The sequence below is a fragment of the Clostridium akagii DSM 12554 genome (genome assembly GCF_000686725.1).
Lineage (GTDB): Bacteria > Bacillota > Clostridia > Clostridiales > Clostridiaceae > Clostridium_I > Clostridium_I akagii.
Genome location: NZ_JMLK01000007.1, coordinates 161,197 through 177,465, shown reverse-complemented (window position 1 = coordinate 177,465; position 16,269 = coordinate 161,197). Strand labels below are relative to the sequence as shown.

The window sequence follows — 16,269 nt, the reverse complement described above, 5'->3', positions numbered from 1 at the left end:
TGAAAATAAATTTTTTAATTAATTTTTGTTAAACTTTGTTTATAAATCTCTAAAAAATTACCTCCAAGAATTAGTTTTATTTCTTCATCTTTAAACCCATGGATAATGAGCCTCTCAGTAAATTTCTTTATGTTTTTATGTCCTTTTATAACATCAAAAGATTTTTTTTCTTTTTTATCAGGTAAAAAATTCGGATTAGAAGATGTAAACAAATCACAGAAATCAAAACCTAACCCAATATGTTTTATGCCAACTAAATCAACTATATGAAGTACATGTTTTACTAAACCTTCAGCATTTTTAGTCAAAGTTTCCTCAGATACAAAATCACTGTATGCATTCATGCCTATAACTCCTCCATGTTTTGCAACAGCTTTAATCTGTTCATCGGTAAGATTCCTTGGATGATTTACAATACTCCTACTATTTGAATGAGATGCTATTACTGGTTTTTTAGCTATTTTCATAACATCCCAAAACCCTTCATCATTCAGATGACTTACATCTATAAACATACCTAGCTTTTCTGCTTCCCGTACAAGTTTAACTCCAAAATCAGTAAGCCCGCCTTTTTGCCCTTCTTCAACCTGCTGAAAATGACAGCCATCACCTGCATAATTTCTTCTACTCCATACAAGACCAAGAATCCTTACCCCTAGCTCATAGAAAATCCTTAGCAGTTTCAAATCATTTCCTATGGGTTCAGCACCTTCAAACGATAAGATTACTCCCAATTGTTTATTTTTAATAGCTGTTAATATATCCTGGTAAGTTTTACAGATAATAATTTTGTCAGGTGATTCTTCTATTTCTTCATATAATGCTGAGATTTGGTCCAAAGCATTTCTCATTGCCATTTCTGGAACATATTGATTTTCCACAAATAATGAAGCCACAACTATATTTACTCCTCCGCTTATAAAATCCGGTATAAAATCTCGCTCTATAACCTTTGTATATCCCATTCTTCTTTTTTTTAAGACATCCCCTAACATATCAAAATGAGCATCTACAATAGTAAAATCACTATGTATTTGCTCTACATGTGTTTTTAATTCCTGTCTCATAAAATATCCCCTTATATATTATATTTGAAGTTTGTACCCATACACTTTAATAATTTAAATATTTATTATATAATCTCATTATAACTTTACTAAAGGAGTGAAATATATATGAATAAATCAAAAAATATATTAGATTTAAGATCTTTATCTCAAATAGCCATGATGGCCGCAATCATTTTTGTTGCAATTTCTATAATAAAAATACCCTCACCTTCTGGTACTGGCTATGTAAATATAGGTGATAGCATGGTATTTGTAGGTGCAATTATACTAGGTGGAAAAAAAGGAGCTGCAGCTGCTGGAATTGGTGGTTTTTTATCAGATTTATTAGGTGGATATCCTATCTATTCGCCATTTACCTTGGTAATAAAGGCAGTTATGGCATTAATTGTTGGCGCCATTGTTCTAAAATATAATCATACTGGAAAAAATATTATAATAGATACTATAAGTTTTATTGTAGCTGGTATTTGGGAAGTGATCGCATATTTAGGCGCAGGAATCATTGTATATGGACTTACAGTATCAACAAACCTAAACGTAGCTATAGCAACATCTTTACTTGATATTCCAGGAAATATTGCACAATTTGCTGTTGGTATTGTTATTGCTGTACCTATTACAGTGTTACTAAAAAAAAGTGGTATTTTTCATACCACTGACAATACACTTAACAAAACAATTTAGGCATATGAAAATGTTACTACCAGAAGCCACAATAATGAATATATTTTATTTTAGTAAATCATGTGAGGCAGCATGTGATTGCCATGCTGCCTCAATATTTACATTGAGGATCTATTATTCTTCAAGGCCCAATCTGTCAATTATAGATTTGATTTTAAATACTCAGCAAAACTTTGCATTGAGGCAATATCTTGAAAACTTGCTTGTGCTCTTTTAGCGTTTCCACCACCCCTACCATCAAACTCTTTTAATTTTTCCTTAAACAATTTTCCACACTGAAAATCAAAAGAACCATTTTGTGCTAGAATCAACTTTTTATCCTTAATTGAAGACAATATCAAAATAGACTCTGTGTCCTTAAGCTTTTCATAGAGCTTATCAAGAAAATCAAAACCTTCTTCATTGTATTCCTTAATAATAAACTTAGTGTCCGAACTTTCAATCAGTGCCTCTGCTTCCTTTGAAGCTATTTTTGAATAAAGATTAGAAACTTCTTTTCTTAGATCTTCTATTGTCTCATTTTGACCTTTTATTTTTTCTATAATTCCGGAATCATCAACGGAAAACCCACGGGCAATGTCCGTAACATATTCATGTTTTAATTCGTAATCCTTTAGGGCTCTCCATCCACATTTTATATACACCCTAGTCATGCCTTTATTTTTTTCCCACTTGATTATCTTTATAATGCCAACTTCTCCTGTTCTATTTACCTGTGTCCCACAACAAGCACTATAATCTATGCTTTCACCCATTTGAACCATTCGAATAGTACCCTCAGCTTTTATTTCCTTTCTAAGTGGAAGTTTTAATGCTTCTTCCTTTGATAGAAAATATGTTTTTACAATTTCATTTCTAAATATGTAGGAGTTAGCTTCTATCTCAACTTTTCGTATCATTTCCTCTGTTATATCTTTCATTTCTATATCTATAGTTACATAATCAACACCAAGATGGAATCCTGCATTTGACACCTTATAAAGTTTAAAAAAAGCTGCTGACATAAGATGTTCTCCTGAATGTTGCTGAATATGATCAACTCTTCTCTGAAAATCCACCTTACATTTAACTAAACTTTTAGATGGTTTTTCACCCATAACGTGATAAATCATATCATTTTCTTCATGAACATACTCAACTCTTATATTGTCAATAAACCCGGTATCAGATGGTTGACCTCCTCCTTCTGGATAAAAAGGAGTGCTCTTTAATATAATTTCAAATTTATCGTCTTTTTTTATTATATCTTCTACTTCACATTCTGCCTCACAAATATATGGATCCTCATAAAATAATTTTTCAGTCATTTAAATACTTCCCTTCATTATTAATAGAACTAATCTAATCCTTAGTAATAACCTAACACAAAACAGAAATATAATAAAGTGGTACTAGTTCATATTCGTTAAGAATCTTATCCCAATCTAATATTTAATTATATAAACAGAGTTTTTTGTTTCAGGTGAAGCTTTTTATTGAAAAATAATAACAAAATAGGTATACAAGTAGATTTGTTGGGCAAATCTACTTGCATACCTATCTTATTGACTCTTGAGCCTTAGCCAAAAAATCTTCCTTACCGCTTAATTTTCAACTTAAAAAAGTATGCCTTATTAACAATTCTATCGTACAACTTATCCACAATCCCCCTAATCTTATAACTATATAAATTACTAGTTATAAACACAATTATATAAGCTCCTACAACATCTAGTGGATAATGATGTCCAACATATATTCTAGAAAATCCCACAACAAAGGACAACATAGTTAGTATTGTTCCAATTAATCTATTGTACTTACCTAGTCCTAGAGCAATGCTCATGGTTCCTGTTGCATGATCACTAGGGAAAGATGCATCTTGTACATGGGGCAATAGTAAATTAACTTTATTATTAACGAAAGGTCTGTTTACATAAAATATATTGCCAATTAAAAAGTTTAAAGCTAAATTAATTACCGTAACAATAAATACATTTATTGCAGCCTTTTGATATTTAGAGTTTTTCTTAACTATGCCTCCAATAAATAAAACTACCAATATAAGCATAAACATATAGGGTACATAGTTTGTAAAAAAAATCATTATATCATCTAAAATCTTGTTTTTATTTGCTAAATTGTTTATCAATCTAAAAAGTTCTAAGTTCATTTTGTCATTCCCTTCATAATATATATAATACTAAACTGTACGGTTTTGTACATGTGATCATTATGACGGGATAAAATTAAAATTGGATTAAAATATTAATGTTCCCATGCCAAACGTATTAACAAAAAAAGTCGGAACATTCTAGCATTACTAAAATATTCCAATTTTAAACTTTCTATATATACTGCTTTGCTCTTAAATTTTTCTTGCTAATTCACTTGCCTCAGCTACAGCATTAAGTGCTCTACGGGCACGTACTGCATCACCAATAGCATGGCATGGTATGCCTTTTTCTTCACAATACTTACTTATGTTATCAAAATTTCGTGATCTTGCCCCAATGGAAACCACAACATAATCACATGGCAAATCTTCTTTCTTGCCATCTTTTTCAATAACAACAGCATCATTTCTAATTTCTACACATTTTGCATTAGTTAAAGTCTTTATACCATCCGAATACAGATTCTCCATAACACAAATATTACGTAATTGTCCTATATCTTTTGCTATTGTGTCAAGCATCTCCACTACAGTAATATCAGTTGCTTTTCCATGAAGGTATTCTGCAACTTCAAGTCCCACAAGACCTCCTCCTACAACTACAACTTTTCCAGAAACAGTTGTCTTTCGAGAAAGTACATCATGGGAATTCGTTACATGATGTAGGTCTCCCTCAGGGATGTTTAATTTCATTGGAGACGCACCTATAGCTATAATAACTTCATCAGGATTTATTTCTTCTATTAACTCTGTAGTAACAGTTGTATTAAGCTTTACTTCAATACCTTGTTCTAAAGCCTGCCTTCCCATAATTATTGCAGCTTCTTTCATTTCTCCCTTTCTAGGAGCAACACCTGCGAGTACAAATTGTCCTCCAAGTGAATCAGAAACTTCGCATACTATTGGGTTATGTCCCCTGAGCTTTAATACCATAGCAGCTTCTAGTCCTGCAACTCCACCGCCTGCTATTAAAACCCTCTTTGGAGTATTTGTCTTCACAATCTTATACTCTGCCTCCCTGCCTAGTGCTGGGTTTCTCATACAAGTTATGAATGGCACATCTGGGGATACAAAACCATCATAACAGCCTTGATTACAAGCAACGCATCTAACTATACTGCTTTCTTTCCCCTGTTTAGCTTTGTTACAAAAATCAGGATCTGCAAGTTGAGCACGACCTATTACAACCATGTCAGCCTTATCACCTTCAATTATTTCTTCCGCTTGAGCAGGATCGTTAATTCTTCCTACTGCAACGGTAACCATTCCTGTCTCTTTCTTTATTCTTGCCGCATTTTCTACATTAAAGCCTCTTGGCAAATCAATTGGTGGAACTTCATATTTAATTGCTGCACTAGAGAAGTTTCCACGAGATACATCCACTACATCCACTCCAGCTTCTTTAGATAATTTACAGAATTCTATAACATCTTCAATGGTTAGTCCACCTTCTAAATAATCATCCTGTGCATCGATACGCATAAACAAAGGCATATCTTTAGGAATATTCTCACGTATTGCTTCTATACATTCAATTAAAAATCTTCCACGATTTTGTAAATCTCCACCATACTCATCTGTTCTCTTATTAAAAAATGGACTCAAAAATGAATGAGGTGTATAATTGTGACCCGCATGAAATTCTATAGTATCAAAACCAGCTTCAACCGCCCTTTTAGCTGCACTACCAAAAGCTTTAACTGATTCTTTTATTGTTTCAAGGCTAGCACCTGGTATAGTATACTCTGTTTCTGGAACAGGCATTTCACTAGGAATAATAATCATTGCAGTTGGATCACTACCAGCGGCAAGTCCACCAAGCCAAAGCTGAACACCAGCCTTTCCACCCACTTCATGGATTGCATCTGTTAATTTTTTTAATCCAGGAATATACTCATCTCTACCTATAGATAAGAATTTTTTTGGTGCAGCTTTCTCGTACACTGAACACACTTCTGAAAAGTTAAGTCCCGAGCCTCCTACTACTCTAGCTACTTGATAATCAATAATCTGTTGTGTTACAAATTTATCCTCAGTAGACATTTTGGTACCCATAGCAGGAAACATTATTCTATTCTTTAACTCTAACCCTCTTATTTTTATTGGACTAAATAGCTTACTGAATTTCATTAAAAAAACCTCCTCATATTTAATGGTAGTATACAATTTTAACCTCTACATTGAATTTCATTAAGAATACATAATTGGAATATTTTTTAATAATCTGATTGTGCGCTGTTTTGCTAACTCATATCAAAGTTTAACATCAATCTGGGATACTACTTTTTTATAGACTCTTGAGGGTTCATTTTTATCATGAAGTGGATACCAGACTTGTGCAAAGAATGGATTTACCTTAGCAATTTCATGATAATTCCAGCTTTCACTCTCGCACTGAGGACACCAGTGACCACCTTCAAGAATCAATCGAGGACTTGCCTCAAACTCATGGCCAAATGAACATTTGAATGTTAGCTTTGATTTCATATCCCCTTTAGTCATTGGACTTGATAAACACTCTCCACCACGAAATTTCGCTGCGCCCTTTACATCTTCCAAGGTAAGTTGTGATTCCGCTTTACTTTCATCGTAACCATGCTCTATACGTATAACTTTATCCCAATCTTTAAAATGCTCCATTTCACTGATTTTCGGAATTTCTTTCCATTTTTCTTCTGAAATAAAGAAAGGATCACTAAAATCTGTTCTCTTATTTGTAATAAAATTCATGGTGCCACGTTCACCCATTGCCAGTTTGAAAAATCTCTTACGCATAAACAATCCCATTAATTTTTGACCACCAGGAATCTTTGTAAGCACTTTTGCAAGAGTAGCTGTAGAACCAAGGTTTTCCAAATAGAATTTATAAAAATACTCAATGTCTCCGCTCCTAAAATTCAGATAATCATTCAGCTTATCACTGTCAAGGTAATACTGCCCGTGGAAATTTCTAGTTGCAAACCAATTACCCTCTAGAGCGTAATCAAGATTTGTGATTCCAATACGTCCGAACATCTCCTTAAACATATCATAACAGCTGACACGGCACGAAGCTCCTCCACCAATATTATATACATGGCACCAAAAATCATCAGGAGTATTTTTGCATATATTACCAAGTAAAACACCAGAATCCTTATCAGTAACATATTCTAGAACATTATCTAAACAATTATGGAACATGATGCTATCTTCAATTTCAGACATTCTTTTAGAAAGGATGCCTGTCTGCCTAAGAGATACCCAATATTTAAGGCCAGATTCAATTACCTCTCTCTCAGCAGCAATTTTAGAAACCGCATAGTAATCATGTACACTTGGTTTTAAAGGATCCCCAACACGTCCCCACTGAATGGGAGGCATCCTATCACCAGTTTCAGCTATTGTTCCTATATATACAAGTTTGATATTATCTTTATTGGGTTGCTCTTTGATTGCTTTAATAATGTTAACCGTTGAACCGTAATTTACTTTCATTGCCATATCAGGATGATAATCTGCCGCAGGAGAAACAAAGGCTCCAACATGAAGGACGATATCCACTCCTTTAACGCAAGCTTTAACATCATCATAATTTGTCAGATCACCCCAATGGATTTCAACACGTGGGTTATTTTCATAAATCTTCATAACCTCACGATCTTTTTCTGTGGGGAGAACAAGAACAACTATTGTGTTATTTTTTTCTTTCAATAGTTCCTTTAACCCCATAGAACCCATATTGCCAGAAGCACCCGTTAAAAAAATTTTTTGTGTCATATTATTCTCCTTTCATGCTAAAAAATTTTGTATTGCCTATCAGAAAATAACAGATTGATTTCACCTATTATAGACATAGTGTTGATTATCTTTCACAATTAAAGTATACTTACATTATGTTTGTTTTTCAATAATCAGATTTTTAGATAATGTAAGAAAAACGACACTTTTTGTATATATGTACACTAACTAATAAAAATTTAAGCTAGAATAGGAGCGTTTCATCAATGGAAAGTAAAAAAACTGATGGCAGAATAAAATACACGAAAATGGTAATTAAGCAAGCTTTTCTTGAACTGTTGGAGAAACAGCCATTAAGCAAAGTTACTGTCACTGACATATGTAAACGTGCTGAAATCAATCGTGGTACGTTTTATACCTATTACACAGATTCATATGACCTGCTAATGAAAATAGAAAATGAACTATTTATGGAAATTAAAGGAGTACTTGAGAAAGCACTCATAGTAGGTACAGATTACGATTTTCTAATTGAAATATTGGAATACACAACAAAAAATAGCGCGCTGTGTAAAATACTTTTTAGCGTAAACGGTGATAAAGATTTTATACAGCGCATTCTAAACTTAGCTCACGATAATAGTATCTTAGAGTATCAATCCTCTGCGCCTGAAGCGACTATAGAATCACTTGAACTTCTTTTTATTTTTATATCCAACGGCATTATAGGCATTATTCAAAACTTTCTTAAAAACGACATGAAGCAAAGTCCAAAAGAGGTTGCTGAATTTATCGGCAAATTAAATAACAGATGTATACAAATTTTTTAGTTGGCGCCGCCACTTTAAGATAGAGGAGGTTTTTTATGAATAATTTTGTAAATCATGTGATTACACACGCTATAAAGCTTGATGCTATGTTGCCGTACCCCTATTTACCTAAATGTATTTTTAAAAATTCTGTCTTGGATCCTTTCAGGAAGGCATGATAATAATTTCTGACTCTTGTTAAGATTTGTACTGTAAACCAATTTTGGCTTTTCATCCGTTAAAGCTCTATATACTTGTTTAGCTAAGATGATAGGTTCCTTTGCCATGCCAGTTCCTTTTTCCATCAATATGCGCATTTTACCCATAATAGTCTTATAATGAGTGGTTTCAGATAACATTTTGTCAAACACAGCGTTGGTTCCACCTTGCATATTCGTTTTGAATGCCCCCGGTCTAATTTTGATTACATCAATTCCCAGAAACATTAATTCTCTTCTTAATGAATCTGAATAAATCTCTACGGCGTGTTTTGAAGCAGTATAAAATCCATTAAAAGGTACGGCACTTAACGCCCCAAATTCACTAGAAACATTTACATATCTTCCATTACCTTTTTGAATCATTTCAAAGAAAGCTTGATTAATACGATACATTCCAAGTAAATTTATATCAAGGATTTTTCTCATCATTTCCACATCACTTTCAATGACTGAGCCCATTACCATAATCCCTGCAAAATTAACTACAGCATCTAAAGTATCTGTTGTCTTAAAAACTTCCATAACTGCATTATTAACGCTTTCATTATTAGTAATGTCTACTTGAATTGGAATAATATTTTTCTCTTTTATCTTTTCCAGTCCATGCCTGTTATAAGTTGCATAAACTCTCCAGCCATTTGCTACCATATATTTTGTAGTAACAAGTCCCAATCCCCCAGCTGCCCCCGTTATTAATACCTTTTTCATTTCATTATCCTCCCATGATATTTTATTAAGTATTACATAATTGAATAGTCTTTCACTACTTATGTAAACCTTTAACTCCAGCTTTATTTTAACACTTTCACTAATATTTAATTGTACTCTCTTTAGCTTTTGGTATATGTTTTGTTTATTAGATAAGTTATAACAAAATTAGCTATTCTGCTTACAGTATGCTGTAGACCTTTTATTTTCGATGCTTCTTAATTAGCTATTTCAAAATAGAATTTAAATTCTATTCTGAAATAGCTTTCTTTCTATCAAAAAACAAAAAATAGGCTCAAAAGAGTCTGCTTGTTTTATATAATTTAGATATAATGAATAATCAAATTGTACAAAAGAATTATATCAGAAATTTCTAAAAAAGGTCAATATTTTTAGAAAATATAACAATTCCAGTTGGCGTAATGTTAAGAACTAATAGATCGATTCAAGTTGAAGGTGCTTTTGGGAGTTTTAAAATAAGATCATAAGTTTCGAAGATTTTTAACCAGAAGAAAAAAATAATACAAAACCTACATCATATACCATTCAGCTTATTAGGTATTTTTTTACCGACATAATTCTTTGTCTTCTATAAAGCTTAATGCTAAAAGGATTTTAATTTCCAATAGATAAATTATAAACTAAAATCCCTACATTATATTTTTATAAAAGTTCAAAGCTTATAAAATCGATTTTACCTTCTCCAACAAATTGGAAATACAATGCATTTTCCCTGGTGCCATAGTATAATGAGATGTAACAACTTTGAAATCTTATTTGGATTAACTTCCAATTTAGCAATATAATTATTTTCAATTTCTGTACCGATCTTCATTAATCTATTGCCATTTCCTCTAATTCTAATAGAAATACTTCCTTTTTGATTCAAATCAAAAAATTTGTATCCAATTGTTGTACCATTTTTAATTTTAGTAATAAATCGTTCCTCTCCTATATTGGTAATTTGGGGAATTTCACTCAACGTTTTATTTTGCATTAAATGTGGCATTTCACAATTTGTCAGGTTACATGCAATAATAGCAGGATATTTACCTTTTCAATTTAGCGGCTTACCATTCAATCCACAAGAGGTAATATCAACTTGTCCTATACTTCCATGTGTATTGCGATGAACAGAATATATATTTATGGTTCCCATGACAAAGAAGGCGGAAAAGATTTCTGTATGATGGATTATGTAGCATAAATAGTTTCTTCATATTTCCAATTAGATAAATCTTCTATGGAAGCTGAATAGCACTTTTAGCGGAGAAACTCTCTACTATCGTAATTTGTCTTAATTATAATGAATAAATAAAGTTATTTCTACAAACTTAACAATTGTACACAATTGTATATATTAATCTATATGTAAAAATTACAGTAAAAGCTATAACTTTTACTGTAATTTTAAATACTGTAGATTTTGTGTTTATTATTCTTTAAGTATTTTAGCCAACCCTTTCTTCATCTTCAACTTCATCTTGATTCATTATACCTTGTCCATCAATATCAATTCTAGGAAGAATTTTATCCAACCACTTTGGCATATACCAAGCTTTTTCCCCTAGCAATAGCATAACTGCTGGGACAAATGTCATTCTCACAATAAATGCATCAAACAGAACTCCGAAGGCAAGCGTAATTCCCATAGATTTAACATTAGCATCCACATTAAAAGCAAATCCTAAAAAAACCGAAGTCATTATTAGTGCTGCTGCAGCTACTACTACACCACTATGTTTTATTCCTAAAATAACAGCTTCCTTTGCATTACCTGTTTTTATAAACTCCTCTCGCATGCGGCTTACCAAAAACACCTCATAATCCATTGCTAATCCAAATAAAATTCCTGTAACTAGTATAGGTAAGAAACATAATACAGGTTCACGTGCAGCTACATTAAACAATCTCGATAAATGTCCATCTTGCAAAACCATAACTCCAAAGCCTAATGTTGAAAATATAGTCATTATAAATCCCAAAACAGCTTTAATAGGCACAAATATAGACCTGAAAACCAAAGTCATTAAAATTATAGCAAGTCCAACAATAACTAAAATAAATTTAGGCATAGCTTTACTGAGTGTATTATCCGTATCTATATTAACTGCGGTGGAACCTGTTACCATAATTTCAACTTTTTTATCCTTCTGAATACTTTCTGCTTTTTTATTAATATCGTTAACCAAATCTTTAGTTTCTTTATCATTTGGCCCGCTTTTAGGAATTATATTTATCATTGCCAGCTTTCCACTACCAACTGGAATAGCTGGTGAAATAGATTTTATATTTGATAACCCCTTAATTTCTTTAGTAACATCTTGAAGAGTTCTTAAATAGTTTCCTTTTACTTTAGAAGCATCTGCTACAATTATGAGTGTTCCATTAACACCCTTGCCGAAACCTTCTGCCATAATATCATAACTTTTACGCTCTGTAGATGATACTGGTTTTGACCCATTGTCTGGAAGTCCTAAATCCAAATGAAGAGCTTGGTAACTAAATAACGCAGTGATTATTATAACAGAAATAACTATAATCACGGGGTATTTGCTTACCACGCTACCCCAAAAACTAGATTTTTCTTTTTTATTTTTTGATTTTATCATAGTAAAAATCTTATTCTTTCGCTCTGGACTTATACGATTTCCAGAAATACTTATAACTGCTGGAACTGTTGTAAGTGAAACCATTACTACAAGTAGTACCACAGCTGCAGCACCTAGTCCCATAACCTTTAAAAATGGAACTCCAACTAATGAAAGGCCACTAAGTGCTATAACAACAGTTGCACCTGCAAATACAACTGCACTCCCTGCCGTAGCCATTGCCCTTGCAACTGATTCTTTCAATCCATAACCTTCACTAAGATTTTGACGATATCTGGAAATTATAAATAGTGCATAATCAATTCCTACAGCCAATCCAATCATGGCTGCTAAAGATAATGCAAAGACTGGTGTGTCTACAAAATTTGATGATATGAAAATGCACATTAATCCTGACAATAATCCTATAACAGCTGTTATCATTGGTAATCCAGCTGCTAAAAACAACCCAAAGGTAATTACAAGAATAACAAATGCTGCAATAATTCCAACTGCATCAGAAGCTCCAACAATTTCAATTTTTGATAAACTAACTGTTCCACCTAATTCAGTTTGAATACCTGCTTTTCTAGTAATTTTAATGTCTTCTAATACTTTATCTTTAGATTCTTGCGTGACTTTCTCTGATTTAACTTTATATGTTATATCCGCATAAGCGATTTTCTTATTCTTACTAATAGTACCCATCCTATAAGGATCTGTTACAGTCCCAACCTTTTTATCGTCCTCTTGTATTTTAGCTATTACTTTATCTATTGCATTTTTTACTGATGAATCCATTAAGTTTTTTCCTTGCCCAACTTTAAAAACAAGCCTTATAGATGATGTATCAGTGCTTTTATTCGTTGAAGTAGCTTTTTCTAACATTTTACCTGCTTTTTCAGATTTACTACCTGGAATAGAAAAACTATCACTAAATTTCATACCTACACTTAAAGTTACAGCGGCTAATGTTATTATAAACAATACCCATGCTAAAATAACTCTTTTAGGTCTTTTATAAATCCACCCACCTAATTTGTATAATGATTTTGCCATAAATATCCTCCTTGTGAACTAATTTTATTATTCATAATTCCAGCAACCACTTCATTTTCAGCAGATAAACTCTCTGCTATCGTGTTTCATTTTAATTATAATTAATAGACAAAATGATATCTACAAATTTAACACTTGTCCACAATTGTACACATTACACTACATATTTGTATCCAAATCAAATAGATACCTGTTTTTTACTTTACAAATCTTCTAAAGGTTAAACAAATTTACAAAAACCATGTAAAAAATTGATTTCACATAGTTTACGTGGTGCGTCAGAAGGTATTTTAACCCCTGACCAACTAATTCAGCATATAAAACATATACCGTTCGTTAATGCCCAATTTCCATCTTTATTTACAAAATTCTTCCTATCAACTTCATGACTGCTATATTCAAATCTTGTATAACTTAGTCCATATCCAAATGTGAATACTGTTTATATCTCTCTAGCTCTTAGATTATCGTCACTTTATTTATGAAATGAGATTTAATTTAACACTTACCTTAGTTCCATTTCCGTCTTCACTGGTAAGTTCTATATTTCCACCATGTAGATCCGAAATTTGCTTTGCAATGGACAGTCCCAGTCCCGTACCAGTTTTTTCCTTTGCTACAGATTTATCTACAGTGTAAAATCTATCAAAAACATTTTCTATTTCTTCTTTTGGTATTCCAATACCAGTATCACTTATCATTATCTCTACAGATTTATTTTGTACTACAGAATTTATAACTATTTTCCCCTGCTCTGGAGTAAATTTAATACTATTCTCAATAGAAATTCTTAGCATTTGTTTTATTGTATTATAATCCGCAAAATTTTTTGCTACATCATTTTGCTCGCTACTTATAACCTTGTTTTTAGCAATGAGACTGCTTTCATCAACAACAGGCTGATTATATCTATTTTTTCCTTAAGATTATTAATGCTAATATTTTCAGCTATTTTAGTAATGTTATCAATATGTTTTAGCATCCTTTTCTCATGAAATATCCTATGAAAATTGAAAGAATGATGCTTTCCTTCATGGGTGATTCATATGTGGTATGTAGCGCTCTTTAGGAACTTTGAGAATCATCGCAAGATCAAAGCTCTTTGATGAAGTAACATGTGCTGAACGCAATTCAAGAGCATAAACTTTTTCATTTACACAAAAATATAGCTCATTGTTAAACACCTTTATTACTATACCCCAGGTACCTTAATGATAATACACAGGGTGAATTCCTGCAAAAGGAGATAACTTCTACTCCTAACGCAAAAATTCCCTCAAATCTAAAATTTGAGGGAACATAAACTATTTATAATCAACCTTCTTTACATACATTGTTTTAATATCGTCTCGATTTCCTCTGCGGTTAGCACACGATAGCCACCAGAAAGAATATAGATTGATTTAGCTAAATCAGCAATCATATCTTTTTTTACACCTATCTCACTGATTTTCATTACAAGTTCTAATTTATTCATATACTCTTCCATTGCATGAAGACCTTCATTTGCAACCTGCTCATCAGTTTTACCATCTGGATTTACGTTCCATACATTGATTGCATATCTCTTGAATTTACCAAGTCCATCCTGCATGATAAATCTGTAATATGGCATAGATACTGCTGACAAAGTCATGCCATGAGTTGCATTTGTATAGGCACCTACTTGCTGTCCTATCATGTGTACCATCCAGTCTGTTGCTTTTCCCTTTGCTACAAAGGTATTCAATGCCCATGTACCAATCCACATAATGTTACTTCTTGCCTCATAGTCCTCTGGATTTTCTACAGCAATCAGTGAACTGTGAATTAATGATTTAAGCAATCCTTCCATTACATAATCAGAAGTATTATCATCTGTATTTGAAAAATACTGTTCTAAAATATGTGACATAATATCGAAAAAGCCTGCTACCATTTGGTATCTTGGAAGAGTATAGGTAACCTTTGGATTCATTATAGAAAATTTAGGAAATACCTTCTCATTAAATACCTTACCAATCTTTAACTTATCTTTTGTATTGGTAATAACTGCACCACCATTCATCTCACTTCCTGTTCCTACCATCGTAAGAATTACTCCTATAGGAACAGCCTCATTATCAGGATCTTCCATTCTAAGATAAAATTTCTCCCATGGATCTTCTATGCAGTGAACAGATGCGGATAATGCCTTTGAATAGTCAACAACTGAACCTCCACCAACTGCTAATATAAAATCAATGTTTTTTTCACGAGCCAGCGAAATTCCCTCATATAACTTTTCTAGTTTAGGATTTGACATAATACCTGAAAGCTCTGTCACTTGTTTTCCACACTCATTTAAAATTGTAATTACATTATTGTATATTCCATTTTTCTTAATGGATCCTCCTCCATATACGAGAAGAATTTTGTTGCCATAATTCTTTAATTCCTCTGAAAGATTGCTCATGGCATCCTCTCCAAAATATAATTTAGTTGGGTTACAATAACTAAAATTTCCTAACATTGTTTATTCCTCCTTATATTATCATTTTATTTTGATTTGGTTATTATATGTTCATTTGATTAAGCACACTTTTCTTAACTTAATACTTGTTAATGATACTTAACTCTACTAACAGCTCTATCATAAAGGTTAGAGTCAACTATATGTCAATACCTTATTTCAAAAAATTAAAAAAATATTGAGCTGTGTTTTCTATCAATCCATTCTTTCAATTTTAACGGTAAAATCTTTGTTCATAACACCTACTTGTTCTATACCAGATTCAATGTGACCCAGTATAATCAATCCGTCGGCATAATCGCTGTCTCCGTAGTAAATTACAAGATTCCCCCAAGGCGAGTATAGCGCTAAATCACCTAGCTTAGGATCAGCACCAGACGCTGCATCTTTTGTTGTTATTGGCTTTGAAGGATATGCAATTTTCTCTACACCTGCATAGTCTTTAAAGTTTAATGTTAACGGAAGCTGCGCCAACAAATCTCGGCTGCTGGGATTGTCATACATTTTCACCATAACTTCTTTACCATCAAATGTCAGCTTAACTCTGGCACCCTGAGCAGAAACACTCTCCATTGTTGAAGATGTTTTCTTAGGCACTGTGCTTTTTTGCACATTTTTACTGTTCTTGTCTGTTTTGCCGGATTGTAGCGAAGGAGTATTGCTAGAGAAATCATTCTTGTTTCCACAGGCAGAAAGAGATATGCCCATTATTAGCGTAAATAACAACACAATTATTTTTCTCATAATAAATTTCTCCTATA

General features: G+C 32.5%; 13 protein-coding genes and 1 pseudogene. 2 read left to right on the top strand and 12 right to left on the bottom strand.

Translation table 11 applies throughout. From position 1 onward, the window contains the following. Positions 1-14: 14 nt before the first annotated feature. The gene (locus BR66_RS0103105) at positions 15-1,067 is read right to left on the bottom strand and encodes a dipeptidase (RefSeq protein ID WP_051624082.1); all 1,053 of its coding nucleotides are present in this window, start codon (positions 1,065-1,067) and stop codon (positions 15-17) included. Between the two features lie 108 nt (positions 1,068-1,175). Here BR66_RS0103105 and BR66_RS23050 point away from each other — a divergent pair, with 108 nt between their 5' ends. After that, the gene (locus tag BR66_RS23050) at positions 1,176-1,754 is read left to right on the top strand and encodes an ECF transporter S component (protein WP_051624081.1); all 579 of its coding nucleotides are present in this window, start codon (positions 1,176-1,178) and stop codon (positions 1,752-1,754) included. A 140-nt stretch (positions 1,755-1,894) separates the two neighbouring features. Here BR66_RS23050 and BR66_RS0103095 read toward each other — a convergent pair whose 3' ends face one another. The 4 genes from BR66_RS0103095 to BR66_RS0103080 form a co-directional block, all read right to left on the bottom strand. Next, a complete protein-coding gene (locus BR66_RS0103095) occupies positions 1,895-3,061 on the bottom strand; it encodes an alanyl-tRNA editing protein (RefSeq protein ID WP_026881580.1) in 1,167 nt (388 codons plus the stop codon). A 269-nt stretch (positions 3,062-3,330) separates the two neighbouring features. Continuing rightward, positions 3,331-3,906 (bottom strand): undecaprenyl-diphosphatase, encoded by a 576-nt coding sequence (locus BR66_RS0103090; protein WP_026881579.1) that lies wholly within the window; start codon positions 3,904-3,906, stop codon positions 3,331-3,333. 195 nt (positions 3,907-4,101) lie between these two features. Then, positions 4,102-6,039, bottom strand: coding sequence for a bile acid Fe-S flavoenzyme BaiCD (baiCD, locus tag BR66_RS0103085; protein WP_026881578.1), 1,938 nt, complete (start codon positions 6,037-6,039; stop codon positions 4,102-4,104). 123 nt (positions 6,040-6,162) lie between these two features. Continuing rightward, the gene (locus BR66_RS0103080) at positions 6,163-7,668 is read right to left on the bottom strand and encodes an NAD-dependent epimerase/dehydratase family protein (protein ID WP_026881577.1); all 1,506 of its coding nucleotides are present in this window, start codon (positions 7,666-7,668) and stop codon (positions 6,163-6,165) included. 227 nt (positions 7,669-7,895) lie between these two features. Between BR66_RS0103080 and BR66_RS0103075 the strand changes: the two genes are divergently transcribed. Beyond that, positions 7,896-8,459 (top strand): TetR/AcrR family transcriptional regulator, encoded by a 564-nt coding sequence (locus BR66_RS0103075; protein WP_026881576.1) that lies wholly within the window; start codon positions 7,896-7,898, stop codon positions 8,457-8,459. A gap of 104 nt (positions 8,460-8,563) precedes the next feature. Here BR66_RS0103075 and BR66_RS0103070 read toward each other — a convergent pair whose 3' ends face one another. The 7 genes and pseudogenes from BR66_RS0103070 to BR66_RS0103045 all read right to left on the bottom strand — a co-directional run bounded on the left by BR66_RS0103070 (position 8,564) and on the right by BR66_RS0103045 (position 16,237). Further along, the gene (locus BR66_RS0103070) at positions 8,564-9,367 is read right to left on the bottom strand and encodes an SDR family NAD(P)-dependent oxidoreductase (protein ID WP_026881575.1); all 804 of its coding nucleotides are present in this window, start codon (positions 9,365-9,367) and stop codon (positions 8,564-8,566) included. A 694-nt stretch (positions 9,368-10,061) separates the two neighbouring features. Further along, positions 10,062-10,364 (bottom strand): hypothetical protein, encoded by a 303-nt coding sequence (locus tag BR66_RS0103065; protein WP_026881574.1) that lies wholly within the window; start codon positions 10,362-10,364, stop codon positions 10,062-10,064. Between the two features lie 454 nt (positions 10,365-10,818). Then, positions 10,819-13,017 carry an MMPL family transporter gene (locus tag BR66_RS0103060; protein ID WP_026881573.1) on the bottom strand — a complete coding sequence of 733 codons (2,199 nt, stop codon included), beginning with the start codon at positions 13,015-13,017 and terminating at the stop codon, positions 10,819-10,821. Positions 13,018-13,496: 479 nt separating this feature from the next. After that, positions 13,497-13,823 carry a sensor histidine kinase gene (locus BR66_RS0103055; RefSeq protein WP_278246796.1) on the bottom strand — a complete coding sequence of 109 codons (327 nt, stop codon included), beginning with the start codon at positions 13,821-13,823 and terminating at the stop codon, positions 13,497-13,499. A 228-nt stretch (positions 13,824-14,051) separates the two neighbouring features. After that, positions 14,052-14,246 (bottom strand): annotated as a pseudogene (locus BR66_RS26775) (ISNCY family transposase); the annotation flags it as partial. 95 nt (positions 14,247-14,341) lie between these two features. Continuing rightward, positions 14,342-15,508, bottom strand: a complete 1,167-nt coding sequence (locus tag BR66_RS0103050; protein WP_026881571.1) for an iron-containing alcohol dehydrogenase — start codon at positions 15,506-15,508, stop codon at positions 14,342-14,344. A 195-nt stretch (positions 15,509-15,703) separates the two neighbouring features. Continuing rightward, positions 15,704-16,237: a cyclophilin-like fold protein gene (locus BR66_RS0103045; RefSeq protein ID WP_242841100.1), complete on the bottom strand. Its 534-nt coding sequence runs from the start codon at positions 16,235-16,237 to the stop codon at positions 15,704-15,706. Between the last annotated feature and the right edge of the window lie 32 nt (positions 16,238-16,269).